Origin of the sequence: Pseudomonas simiae (assembly GCF_000934565.1) — a bacterium.
In the GTDB taxonomy this organism is placed as follows: domain Bacteria; phylum Pseudomonadota; class Gammaproteobacteria; order Pseudomonadales; family Pseudomonadaceae; genus Aquipseudomonas; species Aquipseudomonas simiae.
On record NZ_CP010896.1, the window covers coordinates 2,579,117 to 2,595,740 of the forward strand.

Consider the following 16,624-nt stretch of genomic DNA (forward strand, 5'->3'; position numbering starts at 1 on the left):
TCAATGCTCCCGGCTGGCAAAGTCGATACGCGGATCGACCAGGGTGTAGGTGAGGTCGCCGATCAGTTTCACGATCAGCCCCAGCAGGGTGAAGATAAACAGCGTGCCGAACACCACCGGGTAGTCGCGGTTGATCGCCGCTTCAAAACTCATCAAGCCCAGGCCGTCCAGAGAGAAGATCACCTCCACCAGCAGGGACCCCGTGAAGAAAATCCCGATGAAGGCCGAAGGGAAACCGGCGATCACCAGCAACATTGCGTTGCGGAATATATGGCCGTACAGCACACGGTGATTGGTCAGGCCCTTGGCTTTGGCTGTAACCACGTACTGCTTGTTGATCTCGTCGAGAAAGCTGTTCTTGGTCAGCAGCGTCATGGTGGCGAAGTTGCCGATCACCAGGGCCGTGATGGGCAGCGCCAGGTGCCAGAAGTAATCGAGGATCTTGCCGCCCCAGCTCAGTTCGTCGAAGTTGTTCGACGTGAGCCCGCGCAAGGGGAACCAGTCCAGGTAACTGCCGCCGGCAAACACCACGATCAGCAAAATCGCAAACAGGAAGGCCGGGATCGCGTAGCCGACAATGATTGCCGAACTGGTCCACACATCGAAATGGCTGCCGTGCCGCGTGGCCTTGGCGATCCCCAGGGGAATCGACACCAGGTACATGATCAGCGTGCTCCATAGCCCGAGGGAGATGGACACCGGCATCTTTTCCTTGATCAGGTCGATGACCTTGGCGTCACGGAAGAAACTGTCGCCAAAATCCAGCTGGGCGTAGTTCTTGACCATGATCCACAGACGTTCCGGCGCCGATTTGTCGAAGCCGTACATCTTTTCGATTTCCTTGATCAGCGCCGGGTCCAGGCCCTGGGCGCCACGGTAGCTGCTGGAACCGGCCACCGACACTTCGGCACCGCCGCCGGCAATGCGGCTGGTGGCACCCTCGAAACCTTCGAGCTTGGCGATCATTTGTTCTACCGGCCCGCCGGGGGCGGCCTGAATGATGACGAAGTTGATCAGCAGGATCCCGAACAGCGTGGGGATGATCAGTAACAGGCGGCGAAAGATATAGGCCAGCATTTAATCGCCTCCGCTCGCCGGATCGGCGCTTGTTTCCAGGGTAACCGCAGGTTTTACGTCGGGTTTGGCCCACCAGGTGGCGGTGCCGACGTCGTAGCGCGGCGGGACTTTGGGATGGCCCAAGTGATCCCAGTACGCCACGCGGAAGGTCTTGATATGCCAGTTTGGGATCACGTAGTAGCCGAACTGCAACACACGGTCCAGGGCCTTGGCGTGTGCCACCAGGCTCTTGCGCGAATCGGCGTCGATCAGCTCTTCCACCAGTTGGTCGATGGCCGGGTCCTTGAGGCCCATGTAGTTACGGCTGCCGGGCTTGTCGGCGCTGGAGGACTTCCAGAACTCGCGCTGTTCGTTCCCCGGCGAGGTGGACTGCGGGAAGCTGCCCACCAGCATATCGAAGTCCCGCGAGCGAATCCGGTTGATGAACTGTGAGACGTCCACCCGACGGATCACCAGGTCGATACCCAAGTCGGCCAGGTTGCGCTTGAACGGCAGCAGGATGCGTTCGAACTCGGTCTGGGCCAGCAAGAACTCGATGGTTACCGGTTTTCCGCTGGTGTCGACCATCTTGTCGTCGACGATGCGCCAACCGGCTTCCTGCAACAGTTGGTAGGCCTCGCGCTGCTGGGTGCGGATCATGCCGCTGCCGTCGGTCTTGGAAGGTTCGAAGGCCTGGGTGAAGACTTCAGGCGGGATCTTGCCGCGCAGCGGTTCGAGGATCGCCAGTTCATCCGGGCCGGGCAGGCCGGTGGCCGCCATCTCGGAGTTCTCGAAATAGCTGCGGGTGCGGGTATAGGCGCCGTTGAACAGCTGCTTGTTGCTCCATTCGAAATCCAGTAACAGGCTGATGGCCTTGCGCACGCGCACGTCCTGGAACATCGGCTTGCGCATGTTGAACACGAAGCCCTGCATGCCCGTGGGGTTGCCGTTGGGGATTTCTTCCTTGATCAGGCGCCCCTGTGCAACCGCCGGGATGTTGTAGGCGTTGGCCCAATTCTTGGCGCTGAACTCCAGCCAGTAGTCGAACTGCCCGGCCTTGAGGGCTTCGAGGGACACGGTGCTGTCGCGGTAGTAGTCAGTGATGCGGTTGTCGAAATTGTAGAAGCCTTGGGTGATCGGCAGATCCTTGGCCCAGTAATCCTTGACCCGCTCGTAGCGAATCATGCGCCCGGCCTTGACCTCGGCGACCTTGTACGGCCCGCTGCCCAGCGGCACTTCGAGGTTGCCCTTGGCAAAATCACGGGTGGCCCACCAATGCTTGGGCAATACCGGCAGTTGCCCGAGGATCAGTGGTAATTCGCGGTTATTGGTGCGCTTGAACTTGAACAGCACCTTCAGTGGGTCTTCGGCGACCACCTCGTCGACGTCGGCGTAGTAAGTGCGATAGATCGGCGAGCCTTCCTTGATCAGTTCCTGGAAGGTAAACACCACGTCTTCGGCGCGGATCGGGTGGCCATCATGAAAGCGTGCTTCGGGGCGCAAATAGAAGCGTACCCAGCTGTTGTCCGGGGCTTTTTCGATCTTGCCGGCGACCAGGCCGTATTCGGTGATGGGCTCGTCCAGGCTTTGCATAGCCAGGGTGTCGTAAATCAGGCCGAGGTTGTCGGCTGGCACGCCCTTGCTGATGTAGGGGTTGAGGCTGTCGAAGCCGCCCATGGCGGACTCGCGGAAGGTGCCGCCCTTGGGCGCGTCCGGATTCACATAGTCGAAGTGCTTGAAGTCGGCGGGGTATTTTGGGGGTTCGTTGTAGAGCGTCAACGCATGTTGCGGGGCGGCTTGGGCCGCGGTGCACAGCAGCAGGCCGCCGAGCAGTGCAGTACGCAAATACATCATTGGGCTTTCTCCGAAGCTTTCAGCCACCACGCGCTCAGGCCCAGGCTATAGGGCGGCGTGGTGACAAAGGCGAACCGGTTGCGGTACGCCAAGCGATGATAGTTGAGGTACCAGTTGGGAATACTGTAATGCTGCCACAGCAGCACCCGGTCCAGGGCACGGCCGGCGGCCAGTTGCTCTTCGCGGGTCTTGGCGGCCAGCAGTTGTTCCAGCAGGTGATCGACAATCGGGTTGGCGATGCCTGCGTAGTTCTTGCTGCCCTTGATCGCCGCCTGGCTTGAGTGGAAGTACTGCCACTGCTCAAGGCCCGGGCTCAAGGTCTGGTTAAGGGTGATCAGGATCATGTCGAAGTCGAATTGATCCAGGCGCTGCTTGTACTGGGCGCGATCGACGGTGCGCAGGCGCGCGTCGATGCCGATGCTGATCAGGTTTTCGACATAGGGCTGCAGGATGCGCTCCAGGTTCGGATTGACCAGCAGTATTTCGAATCGCAGCGGCTGACCGTCCTTGTTGAGCAGGCGTTGGCCGGAGAGTTTCCAGCCGGCGTCGCCGAGCAGGGCCAGGGCGCGGCGCATGGTTTCGCGGGGGATGCCACGGCCGTCGGTCTGGGGCAGGCTGAACGGCTGGGTAAACAGGCTGGCCGGCAATTGATCGCGGTACGGCGAGAGCATCAGCCATTCATGCCCGGTTGGAACGCCGGAGGCCGAGAATTCGCTGTTGGGGTAGTAGCTCAAGGTGCGTTTGTAGGCGCTGCTGAACAGGGTGCGGTTGGTCCATTCGAAGTCGAACATCAGCCCCAGGGCTTCTCGCACCTTGGTCTGGCTGAAGATCGGTCGCCGGCTGTTCATGAACAGACCCTGGCTCTGGGTCGGAATCTGGTGCGCGATCTGCGCCTTGATCACGTCGCCCCGATTAACCGCCGGGAAGTTGTAGCCATTGGCCCAGTTCTTGGCCTGGTGCTCAATGTAGATATCGAACTCACCGGCCTTGAACGCTTCGAAGGCCACGTCACTGTCGCGGTAGAACTCCACTTCGACCTTGTCATAGTTATAGAAACCCCGGTTGACCGGCAGGTCCTTGCCCCAGTAGTTCTTCACCCGTTCGAACACCAGTTGCCGGCCAGGCGTGACCTTGCTGATGCGGTACGGCCCGCTGCCCAGCGGCGGTTCGAAAGTCGTCGCCTTGAAGTCGCGGTTTTTCCAATAGTGCTGGGGCAGGACAGGCAATTCGCCCAGGCGCAGGATCAGCAGCGGGTTGCCGGCGCGCTTGAACACAAAGCGAATGCGATGCCGGTTGAGGATATCCACCCGTGCCACCTCCTGCAGGTTGGTACGGTATTGCGGGTGGCCTTCGGTCAGCAGGGTGCGATAGGAAAACGCCACGTCATAGGCGGTGATCGGCTTGCCATCGTGGAAGCGCGCTTCCGGGCGCAGGTTGAACACCACCCAACTGCGGTCCTCGCTGTACTCCACCGACTGTGCGATCAGCCCGTAACTGGAGGTCGGCTCGTCGCCGGAGGGCGCGTACAGGCCGGTGCCGACCATCAACGGTTCGTTCAGCTCATTGACGCCGTATTGCAGGAAATTGGGGGTGGAAACCGGGCTTGAGCCCTTGAAAGTGTAGGGGTTGAGGGTGTCGAAAGTGCCAAAGGCCATGACCCGCAATGTCCCGCCTTTCGGCGCTGCAGGGTTTACCCAATCGAAGTGGGTGAATTTGGCCGGGTACTTGAGCACGCCGAACTGCGTATAACCGTGGCTCTCGGTAATCGCCGCGTTCGCACCAAAGCTCAAGGCCAGACTTATTAGTAGAAGGAGGGGACGCTTCAAGTCAGAGATCCGATCCGGGCGGCTTGGGCTTTATGATCGGTACAGTAACAGCTTGTTCCGGTTGGAAAAAGCCGGTCGGATGATGGAGCGCCCATGTGGGAGCGGGCTTGCTCGCGAAGACGGAGTGTCAGTCACCGAATATGTCGAATGACACACTGCCTTCGCGAGCAAGCCCGCTCCCACATTTGCTCCCCGGTGCTGTTGGGAGGGCTTATCTTGGTCCGGAAACCACCAGCATCTGCCCCGGCTTCAACGCCTGGCCAGTACGTGGGTTCCAACGCTTGAGATGTTGCATCTCAACGTTGAAGCGCTTGGCGACGATGTACAGCGAGTCGCCTTTCTTGACCTTGTATTGCACCGGCTTCTTGCTGTCGGCCTTGGCCACCCGCTTGCGCGTGTCCTGCATCACCAGGGTCTGGCCGACCTTGAGGGCCTGGCCGTTGAGCTTGTTCCAGCGCTGCAGGTCATGCACATCGACCTTGTTGGCCTTGGCAATCAGCGTCAGGTTGTCGCCACTGCGTACCTTGTAGTTGCGGGTACGGCCGGCAACGCGTGCCGTCTCGACTTCGTCGAACACCTGCTTTTTCGGGCGCATCGCCAGCAATTCTTCAGGCTTCATCGTCGAAAGGGTGCTGGTGAGCAGTTGTGCCTTGGAACTCGGCACCAGCAGATGCTGCGGGCCATCCAGGGTGGTGCGTTGTTTCAGCGCGGGATTGAGCTGGAACAGTTCGTCTTCGTCGATCTCGGCCAGCGCGGCAACCCGTGACAGGTCCATGCTTTGCTTGACTTCAACCACCTCGAAGTACGGCGTGTTGGCAATCGGGTTCAGGTTGACGCCATAGGCCTCGGGCGCCAGCACCACCTGGGACAGCGCCAGGAATTTGGGCACGTAGTCCTTGGTTTCCTGAGGCAGGGGCAGGTTCCAGTAGTCGGTCGGCAGGCCGAGCTTTTCGTTGCGCTCGATCGCCCGGCTCACCGTGCCTTCACCCGCGTTGTAGGCAGCCAGGGCCAGCAGCCAGTCACCGTTGAACATGTCGTGCAGGCGGGTCAGGTAGTCAAGGGCGGCTGTGGTGGAGGCGGTGATGTCGCGGCGGCCATCGTAGGCACGGGTCTGGCGCAGATTGAAGTAGCGCCCGGTGGAGGGGATGAACTGCCATAGACCGACCGCATCGCTGCGCGAATAGGCCATCGGGTTGTAGGCGCTTTCAATCACTGGCAGCAGTGCCAGTTCCAGGGGCATGTTGCGCTCTTCAAGGCGTTCGACGATGTAATGAATGTAGAGACTGCCGCGTTCGCCGGCATTCTCTAGGAAGGAAGGGTTGCTGGCGAACCACAGGCGCTGTTGTTCGATACGCGGGTTGACGCCTACACCGTCCTGCAGTTGAAAGCCCCGTCGCATACGCTCCCAAACATCCTGGGGCACTTCGGGAGCCGGCTTGTCCGAAAGCCAGATGACGGGTTTCTGTTTGATCTTGGCAGTAAGGTTTGGCTTGGGTTGCACGGTGGATTGTGCGGTGAAATTGCTTGATTGGCAGCCCGCCAGCGTGGCGGACACAGCCACCGCCACAGCTTGAGCCAGGCGGGTCAATGCGTCTGAATGGTTGGATTTACGAATAGATGACGACATTGGCTGGAAGTAAGTTCCGGGCAAAAATGTCGGGCGATTCTAGAAACCCGTTTGGTTCCGGTCAACCATTCAGAAATTACGTATCAGATTGCTTCCTATTAGAACTTATCTTTCCAAGCCCTCAGGCTAGCAAATACCTCGGCCCCAGAGCGGTTGTCGCGTCCACTCCGTTCGTCCGCTTTTTGTTTAACGGATGTTTCAGAGGTGCGCAGAAAGGGGTTGGTGCGCTTTTCCAGGGCCAAGTTGGAAGGCAGCGTGATCTCGCCACGTTCCCGTAATTGGCGGACGATCTCCACCCGTTGGGCGATATCGGCGTTGTCCGGTTCCACGGCCTGGGCAAACTTGAGATTACTCTGCGTGTATTCGTGGGTGCAGTACACCAAGGTGTCAGCGGGCAGGGCGGCCAAACTTTCAAGTGAAGTGTGCATCTGTGCTGGCGTGCCTTCGAACAGGCGCCCGCAACCGGCGGCGAACAGGGTGTCGCCACAGAACAGCACGCCCAGGTGATAAAAGGCGATATGCCCCAGGGTGTGGCCCGGCACTGTATAAATGTCAAAATCCCAGCCGAGCACGCTGATGCGATCGTTATCGTTCAGGGCTACGTCCCGCGCAGGGATCTTTTCGTTGGCCGGGCCGTAGACCTTGGCGTCAGTCACCCGTTTGAGGTGTTCGACGCCGCCGACATGGTCATGGTGGTGGTGAGTGATCAGGATGTCGCTCAGGGCCCACTCAGGGTTCTGCTTTAGCCAAGCCAGCACCGGCGCGGCATCGCCGGGGTCGACCACGGCGCAGCGCTGGGTACTCGGGTCTTGTAACAACCAGATGTAGTTATCGGTGAAGGCGGGCAGGGCACTGATCTGTATCATTCTTCGATTCGCCAAGCTGAACACATTGGTGCATCTTAGAACGTCTAGGCGAGTTGGAGAATGCAATGACTGATAAAGCGTTCGCCCAGGCCGATCCTGAGTGGCTGGCCCTGATCGGCGCAGCCCGCGAATGGCTGTCCGGTCCGATCGGGCAATTTTTGCTGGACGAGGAACGGCGCATGCTCGAAGACGAGCTGGGCCGGTTCTTTGGTGGCTACCTGGTGCATTACGGTCCTTCGGCCGAAACGCCGCCGTGCGCCCCCCAAGTGCAGCGCAATGTGCGCCTGGGCGCGCCGTTGCCAGGGGTAGAGATCGTCTGCGAGGAACAGGCCTGGCCCTTGAGCGAGCACGCTGCCGACGTGGTGGTGTTGCAGCATGGCCTGGATTTCTGCCTGTCGCCCCACGGTTTGCTGCGCGAAGCGGCGAGCAGCGTACGCCCTGGTGGCCATTTGCTTATTGTCGGGATCAACCCTTGGAGCAGTTGGGGCTTGCGCCATGTATTCGCCCACGACGCCTTGCGCCAGGCGCGCTGTATCTCGCCGCAGCGGGTAGGAGACTGGCTGAACCTGCTGGGCTTCGCGCTGGAGAAACGCCGCTTCGGGTGCTATCGTCCGCCGCTTGCGTCGACCAAGTGGCAAGCCCGCCTGGCTGGCTGGGAGCGCCGCGCAGGTGCGTGGCAATTGTCGGGTGGCGGCTTCTATCTGCTGGTGGCGCGCAAGATCGTGGTTGGGTTGCGGCCGGTGCAACCGGTACGCCGCGAGCCGATGGGCAAGCTGGTGCCGATGCCGATGGCCAAGGTCAACCGCAAGCAAAGCGATGCATGACCCTCTTTTTGAATGAATACCGAGCAACCGATGACCGATAGCGTAGAACTCTTCACCGATGGCGCCTGCAAGGGCAACCCGGGCCCTGGCGGCTGGGGCGCGTTGCTGGTGTGCAAGGGCGTAGAGAAAGAGTTGTGGGGCGGCGAGCCTAATACCACCAACAACCGTATGGAACTGATGGGCGCCATTCGCGGCCTGGAAGAACTCAAGCGCCGCTGCAACGTGCTGCTGGTGACCGACTCGCAATACGTGATGAAGGGCATCAACGAGTGGATGGTCAACTGGAAGAAACGCGGCTGGAAGACGGCGGCCAAGGAACCGGTAAAAAATGCCGACCTGTGGCAACTCCTCGACGAGCAATGCAATCGCCATGACATCACCTGGAAGTGGGTGCGTGGTCACATCGGCCATCCTGGCAACGAGCGCGCCGACCAATTGGCCAACCGTGGCGTGGACGAAGTGCGCGGCTACAAGCAGAGCTGATGCCGACTCACGTGTTAATATCGCGCCCCTTGAATCACACCACACCGTTGAGAGCTGAACCCTGATGGCCATCCGATCTGTTGTACTCGATACCGAAACCACCGGCATGCCGGTGACCGACGGCCACCGGATCATTGAAATCGGCTGTGTCGAATTGATGGGTCGGCGCCTCACCGGGCGTCACTTCCACGTCTACCTGCAACCGGACCGCGACAGTGACGAAGGCGCGATCGGCGTCCACGGTATCACTGACGAATTCCTCAAGGGCAAGCCGCGTTTCGCTGAAGTCGCCGATGAGTTCTTCGAATTCATCAACGGCGCCCAGCTGATCATCCATAACGCGGCGTTTGACGTCGGCTTCATCAACAACGAATTTGCCCTGATGGGGCAGACCGATCGCGCAGACATTTCCCAGCACTGCTCGATCCTCGACACCTTGATGATGGCCCGTGAGCGTCACCCCGGCCAGCGCAACAGCCTCGATGCCTTGTGCAAACGTTATGGCGTCGATAACTCCGGCCGTGAACTCCACGGCGCCTTGCTCGACTCCGAGATTCTTGCCGACGTCTACCTGACCATGACCGGCGGGCAGACCAGCCTGTCCCTGGCCGGTAACGCCTCTGACGGCAGCGGCTCGGCGGAGGGGTCGGGTAACCGCCCTTCGGAAATCCGCCGCTTGCCGGCCGACCGCAAGCCAACCACGATCATCCGCGCCAGTGAGCAGGATCTGGCCGAGCATGCGGCGCGGTTGGAAGCGATTGCCAAATCGGCGGGTGCGCCGGCGTTGTGGTCGACCCTGACCCAACAATGAGTCAAACCCCTCAGGAGCCGGCGAGCCGGCTTCTACTGTGGGTTACCGCGCTTTAAAAATCTTCATTCGCGTCATCGCCCCCAAGCTTCTACCCTTGAGTGCATAGCCCTCAGGACTACAAGCACTCATGTACAAAGACCTGAAGTTTCCTGTCCTTATCGTGCACCGTGACATCAAGGCCGACACCGTTGCCGGTGACCGGGTCCGAGGTATCGCCCGAGAGCTGGAACAAGAGGGCTTCAGTATTTTTTCCGCCGTGGATTACGCCGAGGGGCGACTGGTGGCTTCCACCCATCACGGTTTGGCGTGCATGCTGATCGCCGCCGAGGGCGCTGGCGAGAATACCCATCTGCTGCAAAACATGGTCGAGCTGATCCGCCTGGCGCGGCTGCGGGCACCCAACTTGCCAATCTTTGCCCTGGGCGAGCAAGTTACCCTGGAAAACGCGCCCGCCGACGCCATGAGCGAGCTCAACCAACTGCGCGGCATTCTCTACCTGTTCGAGGACACCGTGCCGTTCCTTGCGCGGCAAGTCGCGCGCGCGGCCCGCACTTATTTGGATGGCCTGTTGCCGCCGTTCTTCAAGGCGCTGGTGCAGCACACCGCCGACTCCAACTATTCCTGGCACACCCCCGGTCATGGCGGTGGCGTGGCCTACCGCAAGAGCCCGGTGGGGCAGGCGTTTCATCAGTTCTTCGGGGAAAACACCCTGCGCTCGGACCTGTCTGTGTCAGTGCCCGAACTGGGCTCGCTGCTGGACCACACCGGGCCTCTGGCTGAAGCCGAGGCCCGCGCTGCGCGCAACTTTGGCGCCGACCACACCTTTTTCGTCATCAACGGCACGTCCACCGCCAACAAGATCGTCTGGCATTCCATGGTCGGGCGCGATGACCTGGTGCTGGTGGACCGCAATTGCCATAAGTCGGTGCTGCACTCGATCATCATGACCGGCGCCATCCCGTTGTACCTGTGCCCCGAACGCAACGAGCTGGGGATTATCGGTCCGATTCCCTTGAGCGAGTTCAGCCCCGAATCCATCCGCGCCAAGATCGACGCCAGCCCGCTCACCCGTGGCCGCCCGCCGAAAGTGAAGCTGGCGGTGGTGACCAACTCCACCTACGATGGCTTGTGCTACAACGCTGAGCTGATCAAGCAGCAACTGGGCAATAGCGTCGAGGTGCTGCATTTTGATGAGGCCTGGTACGCCTACGCCGCGTTTCATGAGTTTTTCGCCGGGCGCTACGGCATGGGCACCTCGCGCACTCCGGACAGCCCACTGGTATTCACCACCCACTCGACCCACAAGCTGCTGGCGGCTTTCAGCCAGGCCTCGATGATCCATGTGCAAGATGGCGGCGCCCGCCAGTTGGACCGTGACCGTTTCAACGAAGCCTTCATGATGCATATCTCCACCTCGCCGCAATACAGCATCATTGCTTCGCTGGATGTGGCGTCGGCGATGATGGAAGGTCCGGCCGGGCGTTCGCTGTTGCAGGAAATGTTCGACGAGGCGTTGAGTTTTCGCCGCGCGTTGGCCAACTTGCGCCAGCACATTGCTGAAGAGGACTGGTGGTTTTCGATCTGGCAGCCGCCGTCGGTAGCCGGAATCGACCGCGTCGTCACCGCAGATTGGCTATTGCACCCTCAAGATGACTGGCATGGCTTTGGCGACGTGGCCGAAGACTATGTGCTACTGGACCCGATCAAGGTGACACTGGTGATGCCCGGCCTCACTGCGGGAGGTGCCCTCAGCGATTGCGGGATTCCCGCAGCGGTTGTCAGCAAATTCCTCTGGGAGCGGGGCCTGGTGGTGGAAAAAACCGGGCTGTATTCTTTCCTTGTACTGTTTTCCATGGGCATCACCAAGGGCAAATGGAGTACCTTGCTCACCGAGTTGCTGGAATTCAAGCGCAGCTACGACGCCAATGTCAGCCTGGCCAGTTGCCTGCCCTCGGTTTTTGCCCAAGGCCCGACGCGCTATCAAGGCCTGGGCCTGCGCGACCTGTGCGACCAATTGCACAGCTGTTACCGCAGCAACGCCACCGCGAAACACCTCAAACGGATGTACACCGTTCTGCCGGAAATCGCGATGAAACCCGCCGACGCCTACGACCAGTTGGTCAGGGGTGAAGTGGAAGCAGTTTCCATCGACGCCTTGCCAGGGCGCATCGCAGCCGTGATGCTGGTGCCTTATCCGCCGGGCATTCCGTTGATCATGCCGGGCGAGCGCTTTACCGAGTCGACGCGCTCGATCATTGACTACCTGGCTTTTGCCCGGACGTTCGATAGCAGTTTCCCCGGTTTTGTCGCCGATGTTCATGGGTTGCAACACGAAGATGACGGCAGTGGTCGTTGTTACACCGTTGATTGCATCAAGGGTTAAGGATGTTTATGCAAGCTGTAATGAACCCGAAGTATCCAGGGCTCAGTGTACGGGTCGCCGACGAAGGTTTTGATGCCTACGTGTGGGGTAATGATTTCAGCTTTGAGGTCAGCGCCTACGGTGAGCCACAGATGGGCAAGCGAGTCGATCAATGGCCCGTGGAGCGAATATTGCCGTACCGCAAGTGTTATGGCATCGACCCTGAAGAGTTCGCCAGTTTCCGCGATGCGCCCGACAGCGCAATCTTCATGGCCTACCTGGATGATCGCCCGGTGGGACATATCGTGGTCAGCACCAATTGGAATGGTTTTGCCCATGTCGACGAGCTGGCAGTGGCCTTGCCCGCGCGACGCCACGGGGTAGCCAAGGCGTTGTTGGATGTGGCGCAGTTCTGGAGCCGCAAGAAAAACCTGCCGGGCATGATGCTGGAAACCCAGAACAACAACCTCGGCGCCTGCCGATTGTATGAGCGTTGCGGTTACGTGATGGGTGGGGTCGACCACCTGCGCTATCGAGGCATTGACCCGCAAACCCGCGAAGTGGCGATATTCTGGTATCGGTTGTTCAAGGTGTAGGGGTGAGGGGTTTTGTGTCGCTGGCGAGCAGGCCCTCGGCCTTTTGCGTGACGATCTCCAGCAGCGCATTCAGCGCCGGGGTGGTCACGCCGTCCTTGAGGGTGAGCGCGTACAGGCTGATCAGGATCGGCGGCGACACCGGGCACGCATCCAGCCCAGCCTCCCGTGCGCCGAACGCGGTGAAGGGGTCGACCACTGCCAGGCCTTCTCCGGCTTCCACCAGGCTGCGCATCATCTGATAGGTCTGTACGCGCGTCTGCACCACCGGCTGCGGGCGCAGGGCTTGCAGCTTGGCGTCCAACAGGCGGCTGAGCGGGTCCTGGCCTTCCAGGCCGATCATCGATTGTCCTGCCAGCTCCTGTAGCGCGATGTATTTCTGTTTGGGCTTGAGCCAGCCATGGGGGGCGAGCAACTGCAGTTTGCCCTGAGCCAGTACGGTGCTGTGAATCTGCGGGTGTTCCGGGTCATGCAGGCTCAAGCCCACATCGGCTTCGTGCAGCAGCAGGCTCCTGACGATCTCTCGGGTCGTCTGGCTCGAGAGGTTGCAGGGAGTGTCCTGGAAACGCCGGCGCAGTAGCGCAATGCTGTGCGGCAACAGCTGATTGGCCAGGGGCGGCGTGCAGAGGGCGCGCAGGGTCGGGGCGTGAGGGTGTTTCAAGCGGCTGGCCAGTCGTTGTACCGGTTCCAGCGCTTCATAGACATGGGCGATTTCGGCTTGCAGCTCGAGGGTTTCCCGGGTGGCCTGCAAGCGTCCACGCACACTGGCGAACAGCATGAAACCAAGCTGCTGCTCGGCGTCCTTAAGCGCCGCGTCTACATCGCCCACGGAAAGCTGCAACCACTCGGCGGCCGTGCCGAGGTGTCCGGTCTGCAAGATGGCCTGAATCACTTCGATATGACGTAAACGCATCGCCGGAGTCTATGTGCAGCGGGCTGCGTATTCAATAGAATGGCTGCGCTGATCATCAACGACCACAGCCGGCTACCGGCATTAACAACAAGAACAGGTCTGGTCTCATATGCCTTTACCCTCGATATTCCTCGGGGTAACGGCCAAGCAACTGCTGGTCCTAGTGACCGTCGGCTGCGCGGCTGCTTATCTCTTCGACACTCAACGCGAAATCCCGCCGGAAAACCTGGCACTTGAAGCCTTTATTCGCTCCCAGGAACAGGTGGTCGAGCAAGTGGGCTCGGTGCTGGGCGTGGAGTTGGTCAGGCAGGTGGTCGCACATCCGGGCTACAACTCGGCAGGCTACCAGCGTTCGATGTATGCCGTCGAAGGCGAGCGGGGGCAGTTGATGGTGACGCTTAAGCAGGTGCAGGGAGAGCAGGGTATCGAGGTCACGGAGATCCGTCGTCCGTGATCACCCCAGCCCAGTCAATGCCTTGAATGGCCAGGACTGAGCAGGTGAATAGGCGAGGTCTTATGACGCGAGGGTGGTTTGCGATTCGCGCACAAGAATGGTACCTGATTGGATCAACTTGAATTCGTCGCCTTCCAGTTTCTCTACACGGTCGCCAATGGCCAGCTTGTAGGTGGTGGTAGGTGCCGAGCCAGCCAGGTCGCCTTGCGCCGGGTTGGATTCCTGGAACTCATGCACCGAATACACGCGTCCTTCTGCGTCTCTGGCATGAAACTGTCCGACTAATACTGCTGCCATCTGTTTAGAACCTCTGGAGATAAACACTCTATTTGCGGTTCTGTAGACCGTCACGGAGCGGGGTAGTTTACTTACGGAATAAAAATACTATTCGCTGATATTTTCAGACTCTTCCTACGGGTCGTAATGCCGGGCAAACGCCCGCAGGAATATCAAAACTTTCTGGTGAACACGCCGCGAAGACTTTATAACTACAAGCTCCTTTAGTCAGACGTCGGGAAACCCCAATGAGCAAGGTCTACACCGTAGCCGTCGTGGTCGGCAGCTTGAGAAAAGACTCGATCAACCGTAAGGTCGCGCTGGCACTGGCCGAACTGGCCCCTGCCAACCTGCAGTTGAACATTGTGGAAATTGGCGATTTGCCGCTCTACAACGAAGATATTGACGGTGCGACACCGCCGGCAGCCTACAGTACTTTCCGCAAACAGGTGAGCTCATCCGACGCGGTGTTGTTCGTGACCCCGGAATACAACCGCTCCGTGCCCGCCCCGCTGAAGAATGCCATCGACGTCGGTTCTCGACCTTATGGGCAGAGCGCATGGAGTGGTAAGCCGGGCGCGGTCATCAGCGTATCGCCAGGTGCGATTGGTGGATTTGGCGCCAACCATCACCTGCGTCAGTCCCTGGTATTCCTCGATGTGCCCTGCATGCAGCAGCCGGAGGCCTACCTGGGCGGCGCGGGCAGCGTGTTTGACGAGGCGGGCAAGGTGTCGGAAAAGACCAAGCCGTTCCTGCAGGCATTTATTGATGCCTACAGCAAGTGGGTGGCAAAACAGCACGCTTGATTGCTATGGACCCGGCGATGACCGCCGGGTCTTTTTTGCGCGTTGTCAGGCCAGCTGATCTACCAGCAAGAACGCCAACGCGGTCCGCTACGGCGCTTCCCTGTGTTAGCGCAACCAGTTGGTGCGCGCCAGTTCGATCACTTCATCGCCACGGCCACTCATCACCGCCTTGAGCATATACAGGCTGAAACCCTTGGCCTGTTCCAACTTGATGGTCGGCGGCATCACCAACTCCTGGGTCGCCGTGACCACGTCCACCAGCACTGGGCCGTCGTGGGCGAGGGCGCGGCGCAGGGCCGGTTCCAGGTCTTCGGACTGCTCCACGCGAATGCCCAGGATGCCCATGGCGTTGGACATGGCCGCGAAGTCCGGGTTTTTCAGCTCGGTGCCGGCATCCAGGTAGCCTGCAGCCTTCATTTCCATCGCGACAAACCCCAGGGACGAGTTATCGAACACGATGACTTTCACCGGCAGGTTCAACTGTGCCAACGAGATGAAATCCCCCATTAACATGGCGAAACCGCCGTCACCCGACATCGAAATCACCTGGCGATCCGGGAAGGCTGCCTGGGCCCCGATGGCCTGGGGCATGGCATTGGCCATCGAACCGTGGTTAAACGAACCGATCAAACGGCGCTTGCCATTCATCTTCAAATAGCGCGCAGCCCACACGGTGGGCGAGCCGACATCGGCGGTGAAGATCGCATCGTCATCTGCCAATTCACTGAGCAAGCGTGCGACGTATTGTGGGTGAATCGGCCGATTGGCTTTCGACGGCTGAGCCAAGTCGTCCAGCCCCTGGCGGGCTTTCTCATAATGTTTCAAGGAGGTTTCAAGGAAGCTGCGATCAGTCTTGCGCGTCAAGCGCGGCAGCAGGGCGCCGATGGTTTCGCTGACATCCGCGGCAATGCCCAGGTCCAGCGTGGCGCGACGGCCGAGGGCCTGGGGGTTGCGGTCGATCTGGATGATCTTCGCGTCGGTTGGGTAGAACTGGCGGTAGGGGAAGTCCGTGCCGAGCATGATCAAGGTATCGCAGTCGAGCATGGCGTGATAGCCGGAGCTGAAGCCAATCAGGCCGGTCATGCCCACGTCGAACGGGTTGTCCCATTCCACATGTTCTTTGCCGCGCAGGGCGTGTACCACGGGAGCGCCGAGAGCGTCAGCCAGGGCCACCACCTGATCGTGGGCGCCGGCACAACCGCTGCCACAGAGCAGGGTGGTTTTCTGGCTGCTTTCCAGGATTTCGATGAGGCGTTGCAGGTCCTGATCCGCAGGCAGCGTGCGTGGCGCATGCAAGGCTGGCCATGGCTTGAGCTTGTCTTCCACTTCCAGCAGCGACACATCGCCTGGAATCACCACGACCGCGACGCCGCGATTGAGGATCGCCGAACGCATGGCGCGGTGCAGCACGTGGGGCATCTGCTCGGGGTTGGTGACCAGTTCGATGAAGTGGCTGCACTCCTTGAACAATTCCTGGGGATGGGTTTCCTGGAAGTAGTTCAGGCCGATCTCCGACGATGGGATCTGCGCGGCAATCGCGAGCACCGGCACATGGTTGCGATGGCAGTCGAACAGGCCATTGATCAAGTGCAGGTTGCCCGGCCCGCAACTGCCGGCGCACACCGTCAATTCGCCAGTGGCCGCCGCTTCGGCGCCTGCGGCAAAGGCCGCCACTTCTTCGTGGCGCACATGCATCCACTCGATGCTGTCCATGGTACGCAGGGCGTCGGTGAGGCCATTGAGGCTGTCGCCGGTCAGGCCCCAGATGCGCTTGATGCCCGCCTGTTCAAGGGTGGTCGCCAATTGCTGGGCCAGGTTGATTTTCGCCATGAAGAACTCCAATCGTCAGTGAGGTTAAAAACTGCTGATCAAT

The 16,624-nt window shown here is 60.1% G+C and carries 15 protein-coding genes; 7 read left to right on the forward strand and 8 right to left on the reverse strand.

What is annotated here, in order from left to right; genetic code table 11:
• The 5 genes from PF1751_RS11645 to gloB all read right to left on the reverse strand — a co-directional run bounded on the left by PF1751_RS11645 (nucleotide 1) and on the right by gloB (nucleotide 7,229).
• Nucleotides 1-1,077, reverse strand: coding sequence for a microcin C ABC transporter permease YejB (locus PF1751_RS11645; RefSeq protein ID WP_010210929.1), 1,077 nt, complete (start codon nucleotides 1,075-1,077; stop codon nucleotides 1-3).
• Complete coding sequence (locus PF1751_RS11650) at nucleotides 1,078-2,910, reverse strand: extracellular solute-binding protein (protein ID WP_010210928.1); 1,833 nt, start codon at nucleotides 2,908-2,910, stop codon at nucleotides 1,078-1,080.
• Nucleotides 2,907-4,736, reverse strand: a complete 1,830-nt coding sequence (locus tag PF1751_RS11655) for an extracellular solute-binding protein (RefSeq protein WP_021491695.1) — start codon at nucleotides 4,734-4,736, stop codon at nucleotides 2,907-2,909. Before PF1751_RS11655 ends, PF1751_RS11650 begins: the two co-directional genes overlap by 4 nt.
• A gap of 211 nt (nucleotides 4,737-4,947) precedes the next feature.
• Entirely contained in the window at nucleotides 4,948-6,363 is a 1,416-nt protein-coding gene (locus PF1751_RS11660) for a lytic transglycosylase domain-containing protein (protein ID WP_010210924.1), read from the reverse strand.
• 98 nt (nucleotides 6,364-6,461) lie between these two features.
• Nucleotides 6,462-7,229, reverse strand: coding sequence for a hydroxyacylglutathione hydrolase (gene gloB / locus PF1751_RS11665; protein WP_010210923.1), 768 nt, complete (start codon nucleotides 7,227-7,229; stop codon nucleotides 6,462-6,464).
• Nucleotides 7,230-7,294: 65 nt separating this feature from the next.
• On the opposite strand from gloB, the gene PF1751_RS11670 reads away from it, so the two are divergent.
• The 5 genes from PF1751_RS11670 (at nucleotide 7,295) to PF1751_RS11690 (ending at nucleotide 12,305) form a co-directional block, all read left to right on the forward strand.
• Nucleotides 7,295-8,053 carry a methyltransferase domain-containing protein gene (locus PF1751_RS11670; protein ID WP_010210918.1) on the forward strand — a complete coding sequence of 253 codons (759 nt, stop codon included), beginning with the start codon at nucleotides 7,295-7,297 and terminating at the stop codon, nucleotides 8,051-8,053.
• Nucleotides 8,054-8,083: 30 nt separating this feature from the next.
• Nucleotides 8,084-8,536 carry a ribonuclease HI gene (gene rnhA / locus PF1751_RS11675; RefSeq protein ID WP_010210917.1) on the forward strand — a complete coding sequence of 151 codons (453 nt, stop codon included), beginning with the start codon at nucleotides 8,084-8,086 and terminating at the stop codon, nucleotides 8,534-8,536.
• A gap of 70 nt (nucleotides 8,537-8,606) precedes the next feature.
• A complete protein-coding gene (gene dnaQ / locus PF1751_RS11680) occupies nucleotides 8,607-9,347 on the forward strand; it encodes a DNA polymerase III subunit epsilon (protein ID WP_167337377.1) in 741 nt (246 codons plus the stop codon).
• Between the two features lie 127 nt (nucleotides 9,348-9,474).
• Nucleotides 9,475-11,730 carry an Orn/Lys/Arg family decarboxylase gene (locus PF1751_RS11685; protein WP_010210911.1) on the forward strand — a complete coding sequence of 752 codons (2,256 nt, stop codon included), beginning with the start codon at nucleotides 9,475-9,477 and terminating at the stop codon, nucleotides 11,728-11,730.
• 8 nt (nucleotides 11,731-11,738) lie between these two features.
• Nucleotides 11,739-12,305 carry a GNAT family N-acetyltransferase gene (locus PF1751_RS11690; protein ID WP_031290712.1) on the forward strand — a complete coding sequence of 189 codons (567 nt, stop codon included), beginning with the start codon at nucleotides 11,739-11,741 and terminating at the stop codon, nucleotides 12,303-12,305.
• Here the strand turns inward: PF1751_RS11690 and PF1751_RS11695 are convergent.
• A complete protein-coding gene (locus PF1751_RS11695; protein WP_010210908.1) occupies nucleotides 12,295-13,215 on the reverse strand; it encodes a LysR substrate-binding domain-containing protein in 921 nt (306 codons plus the stop codon). The two genes, PF1751_RS11690 and PF1751_RS11695, sit on opposite strands and share 11 nt — an antisense overlap.
• A gap of 109 nt (nucleotides 13,216-13,324) precedes the next feature.
• Here PF1751_RS11695 and PF1751_RS11700 point away from each other — a divergent pair, with 109 nt between their 5' ends.
• Nucleotides 13,325-13,669, forward strand: coding sequence for a hypothetical protein (locus PF1751_RS11700; protein ID WP_010210906.1), 345 nt, complete (start codon nucleotides 13,325-13,327; stop codon nucleotides 13,667-13,669).
• A 60-nt stretch (nucleotides 13,670-13,729) separates the two neighbouring features.
• On the opposite strand, the gene PF1751_RS11705 is transcribed toward PF1751_RS11700, so the two are convergent.
• On the reverse strand, nucleotides 13,730-13,966 hold the full coding sequence (locus PF1751_RS11705; RefSeq protein WP_016979714.1) for a hypothetical protein: 237 nt from the start codon (nucleotides 13,964-13,966) through the stop codon (nucleotides 13,730-13,732).
• 227 nt (nucleotides 13,967-14,193) lie between these two features.
• Here PF1751_RS11705 and PF1751_RS11710 point away from each other — a divergent pair, with 227 nt between their 5' ends.
• On the forward strand, nucleotides 14,194-14,751 hold the full coding sequence (locus PF1751_RS11710) for an NADPH-dependent FMN reductase (protein WP_021491692.1): 558 nt from the start codon (nucleotides 14,194-14,196) through the stop codon (nucleotides 14,749-14,751).
• 105 nt (nucleotides 14,752-14,856) lie between these two features.
• Here PF1751_RS11710 and poxB read toward each other — a convergent pair whose 3' ends face one another.
• Nucleotides 14,857-16,581 carry a ubiquinone-dependent pyruvate dehydrogenase gene (poxB, locus tag PF1751_RS11715; protein ID WP_010210901.1) on the reverse strand — a complete coding sequence of 575 codons (1,725 nt, stop codon included), beginning with the start codon at nucleotides 16,579-16,581 and terminating at the stop codon, nucleotides 14,857-14,859.
• Nucleotides 16,582-16,624: the final 43 nt, after the last annotated feature.

What these genes read in the sequence shown, in the direction of transcription:
- PF1751_RS11700 (WP_010210906.1), top strand. Translation starts at nt 13,325, where the DNA reads ATGCCTTTACCCTCGATATTCCTCGGGGTAACGGCCAAGCAACTGCTG.
- PF1751_RS11670 (WP_010210918.1), top strand. Translation starts at nt 7,295, where the DNA reads ATGACTGATAAAGCGTTCGCCCAGGCCGATCCTGAGTGGCTGGCCCTG.
- PF1751_RS11660 (WP_010210924.1), bottom strand. Translation starts at nt 6,363, where the DNA reads ATGTCGTCATCTATTCGTAAATCCAACCATTCAGACGCATTGACCCGC.
- PF1751_RS11685 (WP_010210911.1), top strand. Translation starts at nt 9,475, where the DNA reads ATGTACAAAGACCTGAAGTTTCCTGTCCTTATCGTGCACCGTGACATC.
- poxB (WP_010210901.1), bottom strand. Translation starts at nt 16,581, where the DNA reads ATGGCGAAAATCAACCTGGCCCAGCAATTGGCGACCACCCTTGAACAG.
- PF1751_RS11710 (WP_021491692.1), top strand. Translation starts at nt 14,194, where the DNA reads ATGAGCAAGGTCTACACCGTAGCCGTCGTGGTCGGCAGCTTGAGAAAA.
- PF1751_RS11650 (WP_010210928.1), bottom strand. Translation starts at nt 2,910, where the DNA reads ATGATGTATTTGCGTACTGCACTGCTCGGCGGCCTGCTGCTGTGCACC.
- rnhA (WP_010210917.1), top strand. Translation starts at nt 8,084, where the DNA reads ATGACCGATAGCGTAGAACTCTTCACCGATGGCGCCTGCAAGGGCAAC.
- PF1751_RS11690 (WP_031290712.1), top strand. Translation starts at nt 11,739, where the DNA reads ATGCAAGCTGTAATGAACCCGAAGTATCCAGGGCTCAGTGTACGGGTC.
- PF1751_RS11695 (WP_010210908.1), bottom strand. Translation starts at nt 13,215, where the DNA reads ATGCGTTTACGTCATATCGAAGTGATTCAGGCCATCTTGCAGACCGGA.
- PF1751_RS11705 (WP_016979714.1), bottom strand. Translation starts at nt 13,966, where the DNA reads ATGGCAGCAGTATTAGTCGGACAGTTTCATGCCAGAGACGCAGAAGGA.
- gloB (WP_010210923.1), bottom strand. Translation starts at nt 7,229, where the DNA reads ATGATACAGATCAGTGCCCTGCCCGCCTTCACCGATAACTACATCTGG.
- PF1751_RS11645 (WP_010210929.1), bottom strand. Translation starts at nt 1,077, where the DNA reads ATGCTGGCCTATATCTTTCGCCGCCTGTTACTGATCATCCCCACGCTG.